Origin of the sequence: Streptomyces sp. NPDC088733 (assembly GCF_044751185.1) — a bacterium.
Taxonomy (GTDB): domain Bacteria; phylum Actinomycetota; class Actinomycetes; order Streptomycetales; family Streptomycetaceae; genus Actinacidiphila.
Genome location: NZ_JBIVLH010000006.1, coordinates 197,387 through 216,207, shown reverse-complemented (window position 1 = coordinate 216,207; position 18,821 = coordinate 197,387). Strand labels below are relative to the sequence as shown.

The window sequence follows — 18,821 nt, the reverse complement described above, 5'->3', positions numbered from 1 at the left end:
GGACGCCCGCGCGGCGGTGACCGCGCGGCATCCCGGTCGGAGGGGACCTCAGATCGCGCCGCCCGGGGCCCCGCAGCTCGGCACACCGGAGAGCCAGGCGTCACCCTGCATGTAGATGTTGGTGATCCAGCCCTGGTACTCCGGCAGGTACGACCAGGCGCTGTTGGTGTAACCCTCGGCCGTGACCGACTCGGCGTACTTCTGGCAGGACACCGCGACGTTCGTCGGGCCCGCCAGCCGCGCCACCACCGCCGAACCCGCCGCCGGGTAGCTGTGGATCGCGACCCCGGTGCCCCAGGTGCGGTACGGGCTCGCCCCCGCCGGGGTCGAGGTGCCCTTGCCGTCGCAGGCGGGGACGCCGGACAGCCAGGCGTCACCCCGCATGTAGATGTTGGTGACCCAGCCCCCGTACTGCGGGAGGTAGGACCACGCGTCGTTGGTGTACCCCTCGGACGTCACGGACTGGGCGTGCGTCTGGCAGCTGACGGCGACACTCGTCGGGCCGCTCAGCCGCGCCACCGTGCTGCCGCTGGTCGTGGACGGTTCGGAGCGGATCGCCACATCCGTGCCCCAGGTGCTGTACGCGCCGCCTTGGGCGACGTCGCCCCCTCCGCCGGACCCGGTCTGCGGGTCGTAGGCCGAGCCGGAGCAGGTGGGCACCTCGGGCAGCCAGGCGGGGCCTCTGAGGTAGATGTTGCTGATCCAGCCGCCGCGGTTGGACAGGTACGTCCAGGCGTCGTTGGTGTAGCCCTCGGCGGTGACGGTCTCCCCGTGCTGCTGGCACGTGGCGTACACCAGGTCGGGGCCCGACAGCCTGGTCACGAGCGCGGCGGTCTTGTTGGGGTGCTGCCGCACGGCGACATCGGTGCCCCAGGTCACCTGGAGCGTCCCGTCGTAGCCGGGCGGCTCGGTGAACGGGCTGCCCTGCGGCATGCGTGCGACGCCGACCAGGCGGTTGTCGCTGATGCGCGCGTTGATGTCGATGACCCGGACCGGGTGCTGCGACTGGTACGCCTCGACGACGTAGCCGCCCCCGAGGTAGAGCATCACGTGGCTGATGCTGCCCACCGTGCCGCCCACCCCGGTGAACACGATGTCCCCGGGCTCCAGGTCGGAGACGGCCGGCTTGCCGCCGCCGCTGCCGTGGACCGCCTGGTACGTCCGCCCCGCGCCGATGTACATGTCCTGGGCGGTGCCGCCGCCGAGGATGTCCCGGCCGACGGCCTTGTACCAGGCCCAGCGCACGAAGCCCGAGCAGTCGAAGCCGCGGGTGAACGGGTCGTTCCAGGTCTCCGCCAGATCGTGGAAGTCGAGCGTGCCGTAGCTCGCGCCCGGCGCGGGACCGTGGCCGCCGCCCCACGTGTACAGCGTCCGGTTGCGCCACTCCTGGCAGGCCGCGTCCGCCGCACGGTGCGCCTCGTCGGAGCCGATGCCCTGCAGCGCGCACCAGTTCTGCTCCCCGGTTCCCTCCGCATGGGCGGCGGCGGCCGGCAGGAGCGCGAGGAGCAGTGCGGTCAGCACGGTGGCGACCAGCCCGCCTCCCCAGCGTCGTGCTCTCATGTGGTGATCCCCCCTCGGGCGGCGGCGCCTCGGGCCGCCTCGCTCTCGCGTCGGCCCTCACGGTGGCCTCCAACGGGCCGTCGCGGACAGGGGTTTCCCGTTTCCTCTTGATCCCGCGACCGGAAAACCCCTGGTGAGCGCGGTCAACCGGGCCGCACGGCAGAGGGGATGACGGCATGCCGGGCCTCGCGGGGACCGCCGTGCCCGGCGGAGGGGGCCACCCCCGGCGCCTCCGGCCGTACTTGTCCGGATCTCGCCGTTCCGCTTGCCGGCCGGGGGCCGCCGGCTACGTGCGGCCGAGTGTCCGGACGGGCCGCCCGGTGGTGCGCGGCTTCGACGTCACGGTCGTCGTGCACCATGGCGAGTCCCGCCTCCTCCGCGGCAGGCACGGCGATGTTCACCTTGGCGGTGAGGCCGCACAGAGCGATCAGCCCGGCCCCCGTCCGCTGCTCCCGCTCCTCGGACTCACCGGGCGGTACCCAGCGCGACGGGTACGTTTGACCAGCAGGAGGTCGACGTCGAGGGCGCCCTCGTCCGCGAAATCCCGCAGATCGCGCAGGGCGTTCAGCCGGCGGTTGCGGGCGACGGTCTCATGCAGGGCGGTGTTGACGGTGTCCCGCTTCGTGGACGTGCCCAGCACCTTGGCCGCGGCTTCCAAGGCGTCGCCGTCGAGATCGATGACGGTTCTGCTCTGAGCCCACCTCAGCGCGCGGTGCGGACACCGTCCAGGGCGACGCCCAGGACGCGGTCGCGCTGGCCCTCGTCGGGGAAGGCGGTGGAGCTGATGCCCGAGACCATGCGGAGCAGGTCGTCGAAGGAGAAGTCGGTGCGGGCCTCGCCGGCCTTCTGGGCGCGCTCGAGGAGCGGGTAGCCGGCCTGGTACATGGAGTCGCGGCAGGCCAGGAAGACGTCGGACTCGTTGTTGAGGGCCTCGCGGATGGCCCGCTTGGTCACGGTGTAGTCGACGAAGCGGCGCAGCCAGGAGGTCAGCGCCTCCCAGGGCTCCAGGACGGCGACGTCCTGGGCGACGCGGCACAGGTCGTTGACCTCGTCCGCGTAGACGGACTCGAAGAGGTGCCGGCGGGTCGGGAAGTTCCGGTAGAGCGTGGCGATGCCCACACCGGCGCGGCGGGCGATGTCCTCCAGCGAGGCCTCGGCGCCGTTCTCGGCGAAGGCCTCGCGGGCGGCCGCCAGCAGGGCGTCGTAGTTGCGGGCGGCGTCCCTGCGGTGCGGGCGCTGGGCCGCGACGATCTCGCTGACGGGAAACGGCTGCGCCGTCACTTCTGCCTCCCCGGCCGGAACATTTGAAGTGGAGGTGAGCCTCCGCTACAGTGGAGGCGTACCTCCACTTTAACAGCAGGGGGCGCACTTCCGACGACACGTGTCACCACACGCGCCGGCAGCGCCTCGATATGCATCGATCTGCCCCGTTACGGGCCTTGCACCGACGCAAGCCCGTCCCCTGACGTCCGGCGGACGCCGGCGCGCCCGACGCGGCCCGCACCCCGCCCGCCCATCCCGTACCACCAGCCCGCTCACATCGCTGCCGGACGCATCCGCACCCGGCCGTGCCCTGTCCGGATTCGGAGAGGCTCCTTCATGCCCCGACGCTCCACCCGCCTCACCTTCGCGGTCCTCGCGACCGGTGCGGGCGTGTTCTCCATGCTGCAGTCGCTGATCGCCCCGGCCCTGCCGACCGTCCAGCACGCGCTGCACACGTCCCAGTCCACCGCGACGTGGGTGATGACGGCGTACCTGCTGTCCGCCTCGATCTTCACGCCGATCCTGGGCCGCCTCGGCGACCTCGTCGGCAAGAAGCGCACCCTCGTCGGCGTCCTCGTCGTGCTGACGCTCGGCTGCCTGCTCGCCGCGCTCGCCCCGACCATCGGCGTCCTGATCATCGCCCGCGTCGTCCAGGGCATCGGCGGCGCCCTCTTCCCGCTGTCCTTCGGCATCATCCGCGACGAGTTCGCGCCGAGCCGGGTCAGCCCCAGCATCAGCAACCTGTCCGCGGTCATCGCGGCGGGCGGCGGCGTCGGCATCGTGGCGGCGGGCCCCATCGTCTCCGCCCTCGACTACCGCTGGCTGTTCTGGATCCCGGTCGGCATCGTCGCCATCACCGCGCTCATAGCCTTCCGCTACGTCCCCGAGTCGCCCAGCCGCGCCGAGGGACGCGTCAACTGGCTCGGCGCCGCCCTCCTGTCCGGCTGGCTGGTGGCCCTGCTGCTGCCGCTGAGCCAGGCCGGCAACTGGGGCTGGACCTCGGTCCGCGTGATCGGGCTGTTCGCCGCCGCGGTGGTGCTCTTCGCCCTCTGGCTGCTCGCCGAGGCCCGCTCCCGCCACCCGCTGATCGACCTGCGCATCATGCGTCTGCGCGCGGTGTGGACGACCAACGCCGCCGGTCTCCTCTTCGGCGCCGGCATGTACGCGCTCTGGTCCTTCCTCCCCGGCTTCGTCCAGACCCCGCGCTCCGCGGGCTACGGCTTCGGGGCGAGCGTCACCTCGGCGGGCCTGCTGATGCTGCCGATGCTGATCGCGATGTTCTTCTCGGGCGTGCTCAGCGGCCGCCTCGAGCCGGTCGTCGGAGCCAAGCGCCTCCTCATCACCGGTGCCGCGCTCGGCGCGGTGGCCTGCGGCATCCTCGCCGCCTGGCACGAGCAGCAGTGGCAGGTCGCCACCTCGGCCGGCATCTTCGGCCTGGGCATCGGCCTCGCGTTCGCCTCCATGGCCAACCTCATCGTCCGCAGCGTCCCGCCGGAGCAGACCGGCGCCGCCAGCGGCATGAACGCCAACATCCGCACCATCGGCGGCTCCATCGGCGCCGCCGTCACCAGCGTCCTGGTCACCAGCCGCCTCCAGCCCTCCGGCCTCCCCTACGCCTCCGGCTACACCCACGGCTTCGCCCTGCTCGCCGTCCTGCTCCTCGGTGCGTCTCTCGCCGCTCTCCTCGTCCCGGCCCTCCACGGCCGGCACGCCACGGCGGGCGTCGTCCGCGCCTCGGACGCCCCGGCCCTGGCGCAGACCACGGCCGAGGCCGAGCCGGTCACCAGCGGCTGACCCGGCGCGCACCTTTGAGCCGCTGCCGGCCACGGGAACCCCGTGGCCGGCAGCGGCTCACCCGTACGCGGCGCACCGGCCGCGCGCCGTGGGCCGCCCGGGTCCCCTGGGCGGGCGGGGGCGGCGGCTGCCGCCCGCTCCGGGCGGCCGCCGGCGGCCGGGACGGGCCATCAGGCCGCCTCGGGAAGGATGTTCTGCTCCACCCACACCGTCTTGCCCGTCGCCGTGTAGCGGGTGCCCTGGGCCTCCGTGAGGTGCGCGACGATCGACAGGCCCCGGCCGTTCTGGTCGCTGGGGGTGGACTGGCGCGGATGGGGGGCGGAGCTGCAGACGTCGGAGACCTCGCAGATGAGCGCCCGGTCGCGGATGAGGCGCAGCCGGATCGGGCCGCTGGAGTAGCGGACCGCGTTGGTGACGAGTTCGCTGACCACCAGCGTGGTGGTGAACGACAGCTCCGGCAGGCTCCAGTGGGTGAGCTGGCCGTCGGCCCAGGCCCGGGCGGCGGAGACGGCGGCGGGGTCGTTCGGGACCTCCCACGTCGCGACGTCCGCAGGGTCCAGGGTGCGGATGAGGGCCGCGAGGAGCACCGGCTCGGAACGGCCGCCCGCGCCGGCGGCCAGGCCGACCGAGACGGCGGTGTCCACGGCGTCCTCGGGGTCGTCGCCCGTCGGCGGCAGGATGCGGATCACGGGCGCCGAGCCCGTCCCGTCGTCCGTGCCGCAGCTCAGCAGCAGGATGCTCCCGGAGGGCACGTCGAACTCCGCCACCGGAGCCGCGGCCAGCGGCGCGCACTCCTCCGCCCCTGCCCGGTCCGGCGGGGACATCTCCGCGGGGAAGGCCGGTTCGGCGCCCGCGTCACCGCCGGAGGCGGTCGTGCAGCGGCGGGTGACGGGGTCGTACACCGCCAGCAGGCAGTGCACGGGGGTGCGGGCGGCCCCCGCGCGGCGGCCCAGCCGCGCGATGACCTCCCCGGGGTTCATGTCCAGCAGCAGCAGGGCCCGGATCGCCGCCCTGACCTGGCTCATGCCGGCCGTGGCGGTGACCCCCGAGCCCCCGGCCGTGCCCGTGACCAGGGCGACCCGGGCGCTGGGGAGCGGGACGACGTCGATCCAGGACCCGGGCGCCGACGACTCCGGGACGTGCCCGCGCACCGCGTCGAGCGCGCTGACGGCCGGTGCGTCCGACTCGTGCAGGGCTTCCTGGAGGATCCGCGCGGCGGCCTCGTGGACGAGGCGGCGCCGCTCGTGGTCCAGGAGCAGGGCGGCCCGGCGGCCCAGCCGCCCCGCCTCCCGCAGATCGGCCTGGGAGAAGGCCGGCGACCCCGCCGTGCGGTAGAAGGCCGCGAGCCCGAGCAGCACACCTCCGACGTCGAGGGGCACCACGAGGACCGAGTGCGTGCGGCTGCCGCGCATCAGCCGGGCGCGCACCGGGTCGCGCAGCAGCCAGGCGGTCCTGGAGTGCAGATTGAGCACGATGCGCGGCCGCAGGTCGACCAGCGACGCGCGATAAGGGGTGCGCGGCGGCAGTTCGCTGACCTCCCCGACCTCGTACGCGTGGAGCATCACGTCGGGGCGGACCGCGCGAAAGGCACCGCGCCGGAAGTCGAGCACCGTCGCGGGAAGCCCGGACATCGCCGCCCGTTCGCTGACCGTGGCGTCGGAGACCTCCACGGCGGCGTAGTCGGCCACCGCGGGCACGGCGGCGTCGGCGAGTTGCTGGGCCGCCTCGTACGACTGGGGCTGGTCCGGCGGGACGAACGGGGGCTGGTCGGTGACGCGGTACATGTCGGTTGCCTCGGTTGGACGGGTACGTCGGCTGTGACGGCTTTCAGTCGTTGTCTACGAGCCTGCCAAGGCGGCGGTCCCACCGCATCCCGCCGGGTCCGCAGTCGTCATCCGTGGCGGCCCGCAGTCCTGACTGCGGGTCTCCCGCAACGCCGTCGGCGCGGGCTGCCCCTTCCCCGGCGCGGATCTACCGTTGCACCTATGGAAGTCCCCCGCCGCCCCGACGGCAGGCACCCTTCCGCCGCGACCACGGTGGTGCTTGCCGACGACCACCTCGTGGTCCGGGCAGGAATGCGCCTTCTGATGGCCGCGGACCCGGCCTTCGACGTCGTCGCGGAGACCGCGACCGTCCCGGAGACCCTCGACGCCGTGCGCGAGCACCACCCCCGCGTACTGGTGCTGGACCTGACCATGTCCGGCCGGTCCAGCCTGCCGACCATCCCGGGCCTGCTGTCGGCCTCCCCCGGCACCAGGATCCTGGTCCTGACGATGCAGGAGGACCCGGCCTACGCCCGCGAGGCGCTGCGCACCGGGGCGGCCGGCTATCTGCTCAAGGAGGCCGCCGCCGACGAACTGCTGGCCGCCGTGCGCCAGGTCGCCGGCGGTGCGACGTACGTGCAGCCGTCGCTGGGGGCGCGGCTGGCCGTCGAGAACCTCGGTTTCCCGAACCACGGCGAGGAGCCGCTGACCGACCGGGAGACCGAGGTGCTCACCCTGCTCGCGCTCGGCCACACCAACCAGGAGATCGCCCGGCGCCTCTACGTCTCCGTGCGCACCGTGGAGACGCACCGCTCCCGGCTCCGCGACAAACTCGGCAAGGACAGCCGCGCCGAACTGATCGCCGTGGCCCGGGAACGCGGACTGGTGGCCTGACCGTGACCGGGCCGGGACGGGCCGCGCTGCGCCTGGGCTTCGAGGTGCTCGGCACCGCCTCGCTCGCGGCCGCGGTCGTCATGGAGGTCACCGACCGGTCGGTGTCCTGGGAGCTGGTGCTGTCGCTCGTCGCGGCCGCGTCGTACCTGCTGATGCTGCCGCTGTGCGCCGCCGGCCAGCGGATCTGGCTGCTGATCGCCACCGCCGTCGCGCTGATGCTCACGGTCGCCGGGATGGTCCGGGTGGCGCAGGAGCCGCTGCTGAACCTGCTGCACGTGTTCCCGCTGCTCCTGGCGGGCTACGCGATCATCGCCAGCCGGGCCTCGTCGCGCCGTGAGACGCAGCTGAGACGGGAGCGGGTGCGCGCCCGCCACGACGGGGAGGAGCGCGAGCGCCGACGATGGGCGCGCGAACTGCACGACGACACCCTCCAGGAGCTGGGCGCGGTGCAGGTCGTGCTGTCCTCCGCCGCCGCGGACGGCGGGCCCGCCGCGATGAGCAGCGCCATCGAGCAGGCGCGGGCCCTGGTCGGCAACCAGATCGTCTCCCTGCGGCACCTGATCGTGGACCTGCGCCCGGTGGTGCTCGACGAACTCGGCCTCGAACCGGCCCTCCAGGCGCTGTGCCGGCACACGTCCGAGACCTTCGGGATCCGCACGGACCTGCACGTCGCCTCCCACGGCGACGCGCTCTGCGGGCGGATGGCGCCCGAGACGCAGGCGCAGGTGTACCGGATCGTCCAGGAGGCGATCACCAATGCCGTCAAGCACGCGGAGCCGACGCGCATCGTGGTGACCGTGGAGGGCAACGGCCGCGCGACCCGGCTGACCGTGACCGACAACGGCTGCGGCATGTCCGGGCGCACCGCCGGCGGCCGGCCCGTCCCCGCGCGCGCCTCCGACCGGCCGGCGCCGTACCAGCGCGGGATGGGGCTGTCCGCGATGCGCGAGCGCGCCGATCTCATCAACGGCCGTCTGACGTTGCGCAGCGCGCCGGGCGAGGGGACCACGGTCGCGCTGCGGATCCCGCCGGCCCCGCCGGACTCCGCGGAGGGCCGGGACGCCGCGGCCGGTTGAGCGAGCCAACGTACCGCGGTGTCCCGGAGGCGGTCCTGCCGGTGCCTCAGATGGTCGCCGTGTCGATCACGACGCGGAAGCGCACGTCGCCGGCCTCGACGCGCTCGAAGGCCTCGTTGATCCGGTCGGCGGGGATCACCTCGATCTCGGCTCCGAGGCCGTGCTCGGCGCAGAAGTCGAGCATCTCCTGGGTCTCGGCGATGCCGCCGATGTTGGAGCTGGTCATCACCCGGCGCCGGCCGTTCAGGGCCTTCAGGTCGAGGTGCACGGACTCCTCGGGGAGGCCGACGTTGACCATCGCGCCGTCCCTGCGCAGCAGCGACACGTAGGCGGAGAAGTCCAGACCCGCCGACACGGTGTTCAGGACGATGTCGAAGGTGCCGGCCAGCTTCCCGAAGGTCTCCTCGTCGGCGGTGGCGTAGTAGTGGTCGGCGCCCAGGCGCAGACCGTCGTCCTTCTTGCGCAGGGACTGCGACAGGACGGTGACCTCGGCGCCGAGCGCGTGGGCGATCTTCACACCCATGTGGCCCAGACCGCCCAGGCCGACGACGGCGACCTTCTTGCCGGGGCCGGCGTTCCAGTGCTTCAGCGGCGAGTACGTGGTGATGCCGGCGCACAGCAGCGGGGCCGCCACGTCCAGCGGCAGCGCGTCCGGGATGCGGACGACGAAGTCCTGGCGGACGACGATCTTCTCGGAGTAGCCGCCGTGGGTGGGCAGGCCGTCCTTGCCGGTGGCGTTGTACGTCCAGACCGGGCCGCCGTCGGTGCAGTACTGCTCCATTCCGTCCTTGCAGTTCGCGCACTCCCCACAGGAGTCCACCATGCAGCCGACGCCGACGCGGTCGCCCACGGCGAACGCCGTCACGCCGGGGCCGATCTCGGAGACGACGCCGGCGATCTCGTGGCCGGGGACCATCGGGAAGATGCCGGGGCGCCAGCCGTCGTGGGCCTGGTGGATGTCGGAGTGGCAGATACCGGCGAACTTGATGTCGATCAGGACGTCGTGTTCGCCGACCGCGCGCCGCTCGATGGTGGTCCTCTCCAGTGGTGCCTTGGGTGCGGGCGCGGCGTATGCAGCAACAGTCGTCATGCGGGGGTTTTCTCCTCGTGGTCTGCGTGCCCGGTGCCTTGCCTTGCGGGCACGACTTCCAGCACCTCCGAGCCTGCCCCAAGCCGCGCGGACCAGCGTTCACACGCTTTTTCGTACGACTGCCGTGCCTACTACTGGCGGGGTCAGGCTGCCCTGCGTACGACCAGCTCACGGCGCGGATACTGGTGGTATGGAGCAGCAACCCGAAGGAACCGCCGGCCGGCCGCTGACCCGGCGGGACGAGCTGAGCGAGTTCCTGCGCACCCGGCGCGCCCGGCTGAAGCCGGAGGACGTCGGGCTGCCCGTCGCCGGACGGCACCGCAGGGTGCCCGGTCTGCGCCGCGAGGAGCTGGCCCAGCTCGCGGGGGTGTCGGTCGCGTACTACACACGCCTGGAGCAGGGCAACGGCCGCAACGTCTCCGCGGAGGTGCTGGGCGCCGTCGCCCGCGCGCTGCATCTGACGGACGCCGAGTACGCGCACCTGACGCATCTGGTGAAGCCGAAGCCGCACAAGAAGAAGCCGGTGGCGCGGCAGCCGCAGGCCCGGCCGGCGCTGTGGCAGCTGCTGGACTCGATGCAGGGCGTCCCGGCGTACATCGTGGGACGGCGCTCCGACATCCTGGCCTGGAACCGCGCGGCGGCCGCCCTCTTCGGCGACTGGTCGGAGCTGCCCCCCGCCGAGCGCAACTGGGCGCGGCTGGTGTTCCTGCGTCCCGAGTACCGCGACCTGTTCGTCGACTGGGAGCAGAAGGCGATCGACATCGTGTGCGCGCTGCGCATGGACGCCGGCCACTGCCCCGACGACGCGAAACTGTCCGCCCTGGTCGGTGAGCTCTCCGTCAGGAGCGAGGAGTTCCGCCGCCTGTGGGCGCTGTACAACGTCAAGGAGAAGAGCCACGGCGTCAAGCGCCTGCACCATCCGCTGGTCGGTGACCTCCAGCTGAATTTCGAGCAGTTCCGGCTCGCGGACGACGCGTACATGACCCTCGTGACGTTCCACGCCGAGCAGGGGTCGCCGGCCGCGGAGTCACTGCGCCTGCTGGCCAGTTGGGGCGCCGACGCCACGCGCCGGGTGCCCTCGGCGTGAGCCCGGGGCCCTCGGCCCGTCGGACCCGCGCCCCCGTACGGAGGGACTCCTTCCGGCCGTTTCCTTGACCTCGACGGCGGTCGAGGTTCTACGGTCCGTACATGAGCATGGAGACCACCGCCTGGATGCAGTTGCACAGCGTCATGAACGCCACGACGGACCGTCGCCCCCTAGCCCGCGACACACTGCGGCGCGTCGCGGCGTTCGCCCGGCCGCACCGCCGCCACATCGCGTGGTTCGTCCTGCTCAGCGTGGTCACCGCGCTGCTCGCGGTCGCGACGCCGATCCTGGCGGGACGCGTCGTGGACGCGATCGTCTCCGGCGACCGCTCCGGACGGGTCCCCACCCTGGCGGTGCTCATCGCCGTCATCGCGCTCGCCGAGGCCGGTCTCGGGCTGCTGAACCGCTGGCTGTCCGCGAACCTCGGCGAGAACCTGATCCTCGACCTGCGCACCGCCGTGTTCGACCACGTCCAGCGCATGCCCGTCGCCTTCTTCACCCGCACCCGCACCGGCGCGCTCGTCAGCCGGCTCAACAACGACGTGATCGGCGCCCAGCGGGCGTTCAGCAACACCCTGTCCGGGGTCGTCGGGAACCTGGTCACCCTGCTGCTCACGCTCGGCGTCATGCTCGCCCTGTCCTGGCAGGTCACCCTGCTCGCCCTGGTGCTCCTGCCGGTATTCGTCGTACCGGCACGGCGTACGGGCACCCGCATGGCCCGCCTCCAGCGGGAGGCCGCCGCGCACAACGCCGCGATGGGCACCCAGATGACCGAACGCTTCTCCGCCCCCGGCGCGACGCTCGTCAAGCTCTTCGGCCGGCCCGCCGACGAGTCCGCGCAGTTCGCCGAACGGGCGCGCCGCGTACGGGACATCGGGGTGCGCACCGCCATGGCGCAGTCGGCGTTCATCACGGCGCTCACCCTGGTCTCCGCCCTCGCGCTGGCGCTGGTCTACGGACTCGGCGGCCACTACGCGCTCACCGGCGCCCTCGAAGCCGGTTCCGTGGTCACGCTCGCCCTGCTCCTCACCCGCCTCTACGCCCCGCTGACGGCCCTGGCGGGCGCGCGGGTCGACACCATGAGCGCCCTGGTCAGCTTCGAGCGGGTCTTCGAGATCCTCGACCTGAAGCCGCTCATCGCCGACAAGCCGGACGCCCGCGAGGTGCCGGAGGGACCGCTCGCGGTCGAGTTCGAGAACGTGCGCTTCGGCTACCCGTCCGCCGACAAGGTCTCGCTCGCCTCCCTGGAGGAGGTCGCGAGCCTCGACACCCGCGCGGGCGGCGAGGTGCTGCGCGGCATCTCCTTCCGCGCCGAGGCGGGCCGCACGCTGGCGCTGGTCGGCTCGTCGGGCGCGGGGAAGTCGACCATCGCGCAGCTGCTGCCGCGGCTGTACGACGTGGACGAGGGCGCGGTGCGCGTCGGCGGTGTCGACGTGCGCGACCTGACCGCGGCCTCAATCCGCGCCACGGTCGGCATGGTCACCCAGGACGGCCACCTCTTCCACGACACGATCCGCGCGAACCTGCTGCTGGCCAGGCCGGAGGCCGGTGAGGACGAGCTGTGGGAGGTCCTGCGCCGGGCCCGGCTGGCGGACCTCGTGACCGAACTCCCCGACGGGCTGGACACGGTGGTGGGCGAGCGCGGGTACCGGCTCTCCGGCGGCGAGCGGCAGCGCGTGACCATCGCCCGGCTGCTCCTGGCGGGGCAGCGGGTCGTCATCCTCGACGAGGCCACGGCCCACCTCGACAACACCTCCGAGGCGGCGGTCCAGGAGGCCCTGAACGAGGCCCTGGAGGACCGCACCGCCGTCGTCATCGCCCACCGCCTGTCGACCGTGCGGGCCGCCGACCTGATCCTGGTGGTCGAGGACGGCCGCATCGTCGAACGCGGCACGCACACCGAACTGCTGGCGGCGGGGGGCCGCTACGCGGAACTCCACCGCACGCAGTTCAGCACGGACGACGACGCGGAGCCGGCCGGCATCGCCTGACCCCGGTTCGTTCGCCTCTCCCCTGCGGGGGCCCACCCGTGGCAGACCTCGGGCGCCCGCCCGGCCCGCGGGCGGCGCCCCACCCGGCGGGAAGCCACGTGCGCGGAGCTCCGCCGGGCCCCGGCCGGGCATCCCACTCCGCATGAAGCCTCCGCCCAGCAGCCGGAACCAGAGCGGCGCCGGGCGCCTCGCCACGGCAGGGCCCCAAAGCCCTCCCCGGACTGTCAGGGAACCCCGAAGCCCCCGCCCGGCACGGAGAACCCGGGCGGGGGCCGGCATCGACCCGCGGCAACAGCGCGGCACCCCACCCGACGGGCACCGCGCGTGCGCGGCACCACCTCAGCCGGAGGACCCCGGAAGGGGAGCCGTTATCCGCGGTAGGTCTCCAGGAGGCGGAGCCAGACCTCGCTGATGGTCGGGAACGGGGGGACGGCGTGCCAGAGCCGGTCCACCGGCACCTCGCCGGTCACCACGACGGTGGCCGAGTGCAGCAGTTCGCCGACGCCGGGGCCGACGAAGGTGACCCCGGCCACGGTGCCGCGCTCGGTGTCGACCAGCATGCGCGCCTTGCCGCGGTATCCCTCTGCGTACTGGTGCGCACCGGCGACCGCCGAGAAGTCGTGGTCCACGACGGTCACCCGGCGTCCGGTGCGCCGGGCCTCCTGCGTGGTCAGGCCGACCGCCGCGACCTCCGGGTCGGTGAAGACCACCTGCGGCACGGCCACGGTGTCGGCGGTCGCGGTGTGCGGGCCCCAGGGGCGGGCGTCCACCGGTTCGCCCTTTGCCCGCGCCGCGATCACGGCGCCGGCGATCCGGGCCTGGTACTTGCCCTGGTGGGTCAGCAGGGCGCGGTGGTTGACGTCGCCGACGGCGTAGAGCCATCCGCCGGTGACGGCGGTGACCTGGAAGGTGTCGTCGACGGTCAGCCAGTCCCCGGGGGTGAGGCCGACGGTCTCCAGCCCGATCGCCTCGGTGCGCGGGGCCCGGCCCGTCGCGAACAGGATCTCGTCGGCGGCCAGCGTGCCGCCGTCGGCGAGGCTGACGCCCACCTCCCCGCCGGCGCCCTCCTCCCGTGCCACGGAGGTGACCGAGGCCCCGAGGCGTACGTCGACGCCCGCCTCCCGGAGGGCGTCGGCGACCATCTCGCCCGCGAACGGCTCCATGCGCGGGAGCAGCCCCTCGTTCCCCCGGACCAGCAGGGTGACCTGCGAGCCGAGGCCCTGCCAGGCGGTCGCCATCTCGACGGCGACCACCCCGCCGCCGACGACGGCGAGCCGGCCGGGCACCTGGGCTGCGCTGGTCGCCTCCCGGCTGGTCCACGGCCGGGCCTGGTCCAGGTGCGGGAGGTCCGGCAGCGCGGGGCCGGTGCCGGTGCACACCGCTACCGCGTGGCGGGCGTGCAACCGCACGGTCCCGCCGTCGGGGGTGCGCACCACGACCTGCCGGGGGCCGTCGATCCGGCCGTGGCCGCGGACCAGGTCGACGGAGACGGAGGCCAGCCAGTCGGCCTGGTCGTCGTCGTGCCAGTGGTTGGCCATGGCGTCGCGGTGCGCGAGGACGGCGGCCACGTCGAGCGGGCCTTCGACCGCCTGCCGCAGGCCCGGTATCCGTCGGGCATCGGCGCGCGCCAGCACGGGCCGCAGGAGCGCCTTGCTGGGTTCGCACGCCCAGAACGAGCATTCGCCGCCGAGGAGTTCGCTCTCCACGATCACGGTGCTCAGGCCCGCGGCGCGGGTCCGGTCGGCGACGTTCTCGCCGACCGGGCCGGCGCCGATGACGACGACGTCGTAAGTGCGGGACGTCCCGGTCGCGGTCTCGGTCTCGGTCATCGGGTCTCCTGTTGTCTTTCCGGTGTCGCGACGGTCCGCTCAGCGGCCGGGGAGGCGGGTGGTCACTTCCTGCAGCACCCATGCGTTGCCGTCCGGGTCGCTGAACGCCGCGAACGAGCCGTAGCTCGCGCGCTCGGGGTGCGGTCCGGTGACGCGGTCCTTGTCGCCGGCGTGGTGGAAGACGCCGCCCGCGTCGTGGAAGACCTCGCTGACCTCGACCCCGCGCTCCACGAGCTCGGCCCGGGCCTGCTCGACGTCGGTGACGACGATGTGCAGGCCCTGGGCCGAGCCCGGGGCCGCGGTGGTCACGTCGTCGCCGAAGAGGATCGAGCACTGCGATCCGGGGGGCGTGAGGTGGACGACCCGGAAGCCCTTGTCGTCGGCGTAGTCGACGTCGAGCCGGAAGCCCATGGCCTCCTCGTAGAAGTGCTTGGCGCGGTCGACGTCGGCAACGGGCAGAACGAGCACTTCGAGCTTCAGGTCCATCGTCGTCATCCATCTTTCCGTGAGGAGGTGTGTCACCGGTCTGACTGGTGACGAGCATGGCCGACGCGAATGTCACCTGTCAAGGAGGTGACGCATGAAAGGGAAGGGGGTGCGGAGGACCGGTCCTACCGGGAGTCCGTGCGGGAGATCAGACGTTGCGCTCGGGGCCCTCGACGGCGACGTTCCGAAGCGCGGCCGTGAGGGGGGCCAGGTCATGGCCGTCGAAGTGGTCCACGAGGTGCTGCCGCACGGTCGACAGGAACGTCGGCCAGGCCTGCTCCAGCCGGGCGAGGCCGGTGTCGGTCAGCACGGCGTTCCAGCCGCGGCCGTCCTCGGCGCACTTGACCCGCTCCACCCAGCCCTGCTTCTCGAGCCGGATGACGACCCGCGTCACGCCGCTGAGGGAGAGGTTGCACGCGTCCGCGAGCTCGCTCATCCGCAACTGGCCGTCCGGGGCCTCGGACAGGTGCATCAACGACGTGTACTCGGAGAGCGGCAGCCCCGCCTCGCGCACCAGGTCGTTGTCGACCACGCGGGGCAGCACGAGCATCACCCTGCTCAGCTCGCGCACGAAGGCTTCCTCGCTCGCGCTGAGGGGGCGAAGTGGCTGCGGCGGCGGTGACTGCTCTGCGGGGGACACTCCTTTACCCTAACTTCTTGACGGCGCAAGAGGACAACCCGGCGACGGACGCCACCCCCTCCCGCGCGCCCCGGTGACACGACCCAAAAGCGCGCTTACGGGCCGGTGACGTCACGTCAGGGGCTCTGTAGCGTGGCCGGAATGCGGATCCTTCACCTGTCCGACATCCACATCGGCCCCGACGACGCGCCGAACGCCCGCGGCATCAACGCCCGGGAGTCGCTGCGCAGGATGCTCACCGACCTGGAAGCGGTGCCCGGCGTCGGAGCCGTCGTCGTCAGCGGGGACATCGCCGACGACGGCTCACCGGAGGCGTACACCGTGGCGCGCGAGATGGTGTGCGCGTTCGCCTCCCGCAAGCGGGCCCCGGTGGTCTTCTGCACCGGCAACCACGACGAGCGCGGCGCCTTCGCCAAGATCCTGGGGAGCGGCCACATCGGCGCCGACGGGGACGACTGCGCCTCGGCCGTCGTGGATTCCCCGGAGGGCGAGCGGGCGGCCGTGAGCACGATCGACGGCCACCGCTTCATCACCCTCGACTCACTCGTCCCCGGCAAGGCCCCCGGACGGGTCGGCGCCCGCCAGCTGGACTGGCTCCGCGAGGTGCTGGCCACGCCCGCGCCCCACGGGTCCGTGGTGGTCCTCCACCACCCGCCGGTCACCCTCGACGTCGAGGTGCAGCAGGCCGTGGGCCTGCAGAACGCGGAAGAGCTGGCGGACGCCGTGCGCGGCACGGACGTGCAACTCGTCCTGTGCGGCCACTTCCACCTCCAGCTCTTCGGCCACCTCGCGTCCGTCCCGGTCTGGGTGACCCCGGGGGTCCTCAGCCGCATCGACCTGACGGGCCCACCGGGAACCGAGCGGGCCGTTCGCGGGGCCTCGGCGACCCTGGTCGACCTCGGTGGTCCGTACGCCCCGCTGTTCCACGTGCTCCAGGCACGCGACCCGCGGGCGGGCGAGACGGTGTACGAGCTCGACCGCGACCAGCTCCGCTCGGTCCTCGACCGGCTGCGGCCCGGCGCCTGACGCCCCTGGGGGCGGGGTCGGGAACGGCCACGATCTTCGTGGGGCCCCCTGGCGGAGCTGTGACCGCGAGGTGAACGGCCCTCCGACTCCCTGTGGAGGACCTGCCGTTCACTTCCCCGGCCCCTTGTCAGACGGTGCCGCTCTCCCACCACCACGAGCCGGAGCCGTAGGAGGGGTACTGGACGCGGCTGTCGACGTGCTGCCAGGAGTGCGTGTAGGCCTCCAGGCCGGAGAAGCCGCAGGTCTCGGCGATCCGGTAGACCTGGAGGGTGGAGTGGCCGGCGACCACGATGTCCGCGGCGACGCCGTAGACGTGCATGCTGTTCGAGGCGCCGCCGACGGAGGCGTTGTGGGCGACGCTGCGGAAGCCGGAGTTGACGGTGATCGCGCTGTTGCCGGCCTTCTTGCGGAGCGCCTCCAGCTTGTACATGAGCCGGCGCACGTTCTCCTTCACCTGCGTGGCGCCGATCTTGCCGCTGCCGAAGCCCGTGCCGTCGTTGGACTGGAACTCGCTCCATTCGAAGTGCGCGGTCGAACCGTCGCCGCTCTCCAGGCTGTTGAGCACGCTCTGGGTCTGCGGGCCGGCGATGCCGTCCGCCGAGAGGCCGTAGGCGGACTGGAAACGCCTGACCGCGGCCGCCGTGGCGGGGCCGAAGTCGCCGTCCCACGCCACGAAGGTCTGGCTGGCGCCGGCGGCGGCCCAGCCGCCGACGCGGATCTGGAGCTCGGTGACGTCGGCGCCGGCCGCGCCCTGCTGGAGGGTGCGCGTCCACCCGTACGCGGAGGCGCGGGTCGCCGATGCCAGGTTGACGGCCGCCGCCATGCCGGCCGCGGCCGTCAGGCCCGCCGCGCCGCGGAGCAGGGCGCGCCGGTCCAGGCCGCGGGGTGCGTGTTCTCCGGTGTTCATGAGCCTTCTCTCCTCGATCGGGGGAGCATGGGGACGTCGGGCGGCCGGCGCCTGCGAGGTGCCGGGGCCGGCGGGCGCGTCGGCGTCATGGGACGACCGAAACACTCGGACTAGATCGCGTTCATGACAACACACTCACCACTACGCGGGTAGACTCACCCGGTGAATTCGCCGTGAATGGGCGCCCCGGACGGTGCGGACCGTCCCCGTTCGGTCCCGGAGGGGCGGCGCTTGACCCTCGACTTGGTGAAGGGCCCAGGGTTCCGGGTGTGGAGAGCGAGATGCGCAGTATCGGTGAGCTGGCCCGGGACAGCGGACTGGGCGTGAGCGCCCTGCGGTTCTACGACCGCGCCGGCGTGCTGGTCCCGGCCTGGGTGGATCCCGTGAGCGGCTACCGCTGGTACGACGCGGAACAGCTGGACGAGGCCCGGCTGCTGGCGCGGCTGCGCGGGGCAGGGATGCCACTCGCGGACATCCGGCTGGTGCTGGCCGGCTGGTCGGGCCAGGACACCGACCTGGTGCGGCAGTTGCTCGCGGCGCATCTGCGCCGTCTCGAACGGACGCTGTCCGACGCGCGTGTCGAGTTCTCCGCGGTCCGAGCCCTTCTCGAACGCAGGGAGAACCCCATGACCTCGTCCAGTGCCCCCGCCGCCGCCCGGCTGGCCGTACCCGCGCCCGAACTGGCCGCCGCGTTGGACGCGGTCCGCTTCGCCGTCAGTACCGACCCCGAGTTGCCGATGCTCGGCGGAGTCCTCTTCGACATCGAGGACGGAACGCTCCGCGTCGTGGCCACGGACCGGTACCGGATGGCGGTCGCGCAGACCGGCGCCACCGGGCACGACGGACCGCGCACGCAGGTGGTCGTGCCGTCCCCGCTCGCCGACGCGATGCGGGCGCTGCTGAACGACGGCGGGTCCGTGGGACTCACCGTGGACGGCGACCGCGTGGCCCTGGAGGCCGGGGACCGCCAGGCGGCAGGCCGGCGCCTCGACCACGACTTCCCCGACTACCGCCGACTCGTCCGCGTCCCGGCGGGGCGGCGCGCCCTCGTCGACGTCGCGGCCTTCCGGGCGGCGGTGGAGGCCGGGCCCGTCCGCGCGAGCGAGGTGCGCGACCAGGACGGCGTGTCCTTCGACATCGTCGTGCTCTCGCTGACGGACGACGGCACGGTGCGGGTCGTAGAGGACGGCGAGGACCGTACGGACACGGGCGACGTCGCCGTCAACCGGGACTTCCTGCTGCACGCGCTGGCCGCGGGAGCCCGGGACCGGCTGATCCTGGAGTTCGGCGCCCCGACCGCTCCGGTGGCGATCCGCAGGCCCGACGCGGAGGACACCCTCTCGCTCCTGATGCCGGTCCGGCTGGAGGACTGACGGGCCCGGCCCGGGCGGCGTCGGCGACGCCGCCCGGGCCGC

Annotated in this window: 16 protein-coding genes; 7 read left to right on the top strand and 9 right to left on the bottom strand. The window is 73.2% G+C overall.

Annotated features, from left to right (window positions below; genetic code table 11):
- Positions 1-48 precede the first annotated feature (48 nt).
- The 3 genes from ACIP64_RS13575 to ACIP64_RS13565 all read right to left on the bottom strand — a co-directional run bounded on the left by ACIP64_RS13575 (position 49) and on the right by ACIP64_RS13565 (position 2,841).
- On the bottom strand, positions 49-1,560 hold the full coding sequence (locus ACIP64_RS13575) for an NlpC/P60 family protein (protein WP_401585193.1): 1,512 nt from the start codon (positions 1,558-1,560) through the stop codon (positions 49-51).
- A gap of 427 nt (positions 1,561-1,987) precedes the next feature.
- Positions 1,988-2,266 (bottom strand): type II toxin-antitoxin system VapB family antitoxin, encoded by a 279-nt coding sequence (locus ACIP64_RS13570; RefSeq protein ID WP_401585631.1) that lies wholly within the window; start codon positions 2,264-2,266, stop codon positions 1,988-1,990.
- Positions 2,263-2,841, bottom strand: coding sequence for a TetR/AcrR family transcriptional regulator (locus tag ACIP64_RS13565; protein WP_401585190.1), 579 nt, complete (start codon positions 2,839-2,841; stop codon positions 2,263-2,265). The genes ACIP64_RS13570 and ACIP64_RS13565 overlap by 4 nt, the downstream gene beginning before the upstream one ends.
- 318 nt (positions 2,842-3,159) lie before the next feature.
- Here ACIP64_RS13565 and ACIP64_RS13560 point away from each other — a divergent pair, with 318 nt between their 5' ends.
- Positions 3,160-4,617 (top strand): MFS transporter, encoded by a 1,458-nt coding sequence (locus tag ACIP64_RS13560; RefSeq protein WP_401585187.1) that lies wholly within the window; start codon positions 3,160-3,162, stop codon positions 4,615-4,617.
- Between the two features lie 170 nt (positions 4,618-4,787).
- On the opposite strand, the gene ACIP64_RS13555 is transcribed toward ACIP64_RS13560, so the two are convergent.
- Positions 4,788-6,401, bottom strand: a complete 1,614-nt coding sequence (locus tag ACIP64_RS13555) for a SpoIIE family protein phosphatase (RefSeq protein WP_401585184.1) — start codon at positions 6,399-6,401, stop codon at positions 4,788-4,790.
- 201 nt (positions 6,402-6,602) lie between these two features.
- Here ACIP64_RS13555 and ACIP64_RS13550 point away from each other — a divergent pair, with 201 nt between their 5' ends.
- Together ACIP64_RS13550 and ACIP64_RS13545 are read left to right on the top strand one after the other, a co-directional pair.
- A complete protein-coding gene (locus ACIP64_RS13550; protein WP_401585181.1) occupies positions 6,603-7,274 on the top strand; it encodes a response regulator in 672 nt (223 codons plus the stop codon).
- A 2-nt stretch (positions 7,275-7,276) separates the two neighbouring features.
- On the top strand, positions 7,277-8,350 hold the full coding sequence (locus ACIP64_RS13545; protein WP_401585178.1) for a sensor histidine kinase: 1,074 nt from the start codon (positions 7,277-7,279) through the stop codon (positions 8,348-8,350).
- A 46-nt stretch (positions 8,351-8,396) separates the two neighbouring features.
- Here the strand turns inward: ACIP64_RS13545 and ACIP64_RS13540 are convergent, their stop codons facing one another.
- Positions 8,397-9,440 carry an NAD(P)-dependent alcohol dehydrogenase gene (locus tag ACIP64_RS13540; RefSeq protein WP_401585175.1) on the bottom strand — a complete coding sequence of 348 codons (1,044 nt, stop codon included), beginning with the start codon at positions 9,438-9,440 and terminating at the stop codon, positions 8,397-8,399.
- Positions 9,441-9,630: 190 nt separating this feature from the next.
- Between ACIP64_RS13540 and ACIP64_RS13535 the strand changes: the two genes are divergently transcribed.
- Together ACIP64_RS13535 and ACIP64_RS13530 are read left to right on the top strand one after the other, a co-directional pair.
- Complete coding sequence (locus ACIP64_RS13535) at positions 9,631-10,527, top strand: helix-turn-helix domain-containing protein (RefSeq protein ID WP_401585173.1); 897 nt, start codon at positions 9,631-9,633, stop codon at positions 10,525-10,527.
- 101 nt (positions 10,528-10,628) lie between these two features.
- Positions 10,629-12,518 (top strand): ABC transporter ATP-binding protein, encoded by a 1,890-nt coding sequence (locus ACIP64_RS13530; RefSeq protein ID WP_401585170.1) that lies wholly within the window; start codon positions 10,629-10,631, stop codon positions 12,516-12,518.
- A gap of 368 nt (positions 12,519-12,886) precedes the next feature.
- Here the strand turns inward: ACIP64_RS13530 and ACIP64_RS13525 are convergent, their stop codons facing one another.
- The 3 genes from ACIP64_RS13525 to ACIP64_RS13515 all read right to left on the bottom strand — a co-directional run bounded on the left by ACIP64_RS13525 (position 12,887) and on the right by ACIP64_RS13515 (position 15,404).
- Positions 12,887-14,347, bottom strand: a complete 1,461-nt coding sequence (locus ACIP64_RS13525; protein ID WP_401585167.1) for a dihydrolipoyl dehydrogenase family protein — start codon at positions 14,345-14,347, stop codon at positions 12,887-12,889.
- 39 nt (positions 14,348-14,386) lie between these two features.
- Positions 14,387-14,833, bottom strand: a complete 447-nt coding sequence (locus tag ACIP64_RS13520) for a VOC family protein (RefSeq protein ID WP_401585629.1) — start codon at positions 14,831-14,833, stop codon at positions 14,387-14,389.
- 148 nt (positions 14,834-14,981) lie between these two features.
- On the bottom strand, positions 14,982-15,404 hold the full coding sequence (locus ACIP64_RS13515; protein WP_401585165.1) for a MarR family winged helix-turn-helix transcriptional regulator: 423 nt from the start codon (positions 15,402-15,404) through the stop codon (positions 14,982-14,984).
- 210 nt (positions 15,405-15,614) lie between these two features.
- Between ACIP64_RS13515 and ACIP64_RS13510 the strand changes: the two genes are divergently transcribed.
- Positions 15,615-16,499: a metallophosphoesterase family protein gene (locus ACIP64_RS13510; protein WP_401585162.1), complete on the top strand. Its 885-nt coding sequence runs from the start codon at positions 15,615-15,617 to the stop codon at positions 16,497-16,499.
- 127 nt (positions 16,500-16,626) lie between these two features.
- On the opposite strand, the gene ACIP64_RS13505 is transcribed toward ACIP64_RS13510, so the two are convergent.
- Positions 16,627-17,406: a D-Ala-D-Ala carboxypeptidase family metallohydrolase gene (locus tag ACIP64_RS13505; protein ID WP_401585159.1), complete on the bottom strand. Its 780-nt coding sequence runs from the start codon at positions 17,404-17,406 to the stop codon at positions 16,627-16,629.
- Between the two features lie 281 nt (positions 17,407-17,687).
- Here ACIP64_RS13505 and ACIP64_RS13500 point away from each other — a divergent pair, with 281 nt between their 5' ends.
- Positions 17,688-18,779: a MerR family transcriptional regulator gene (locus ACIP64_RS13500; RefSeq protein WP_401585157.1), complete on the top strand. Its 1,092-nt coding sequence runs from the start codon at positions 17,688-17,690 to the stop codon at positions 18,777-18,779.
- The last annotated feature ends 42 nt before the right edge of the window (positions 18,780-18,821 follow it).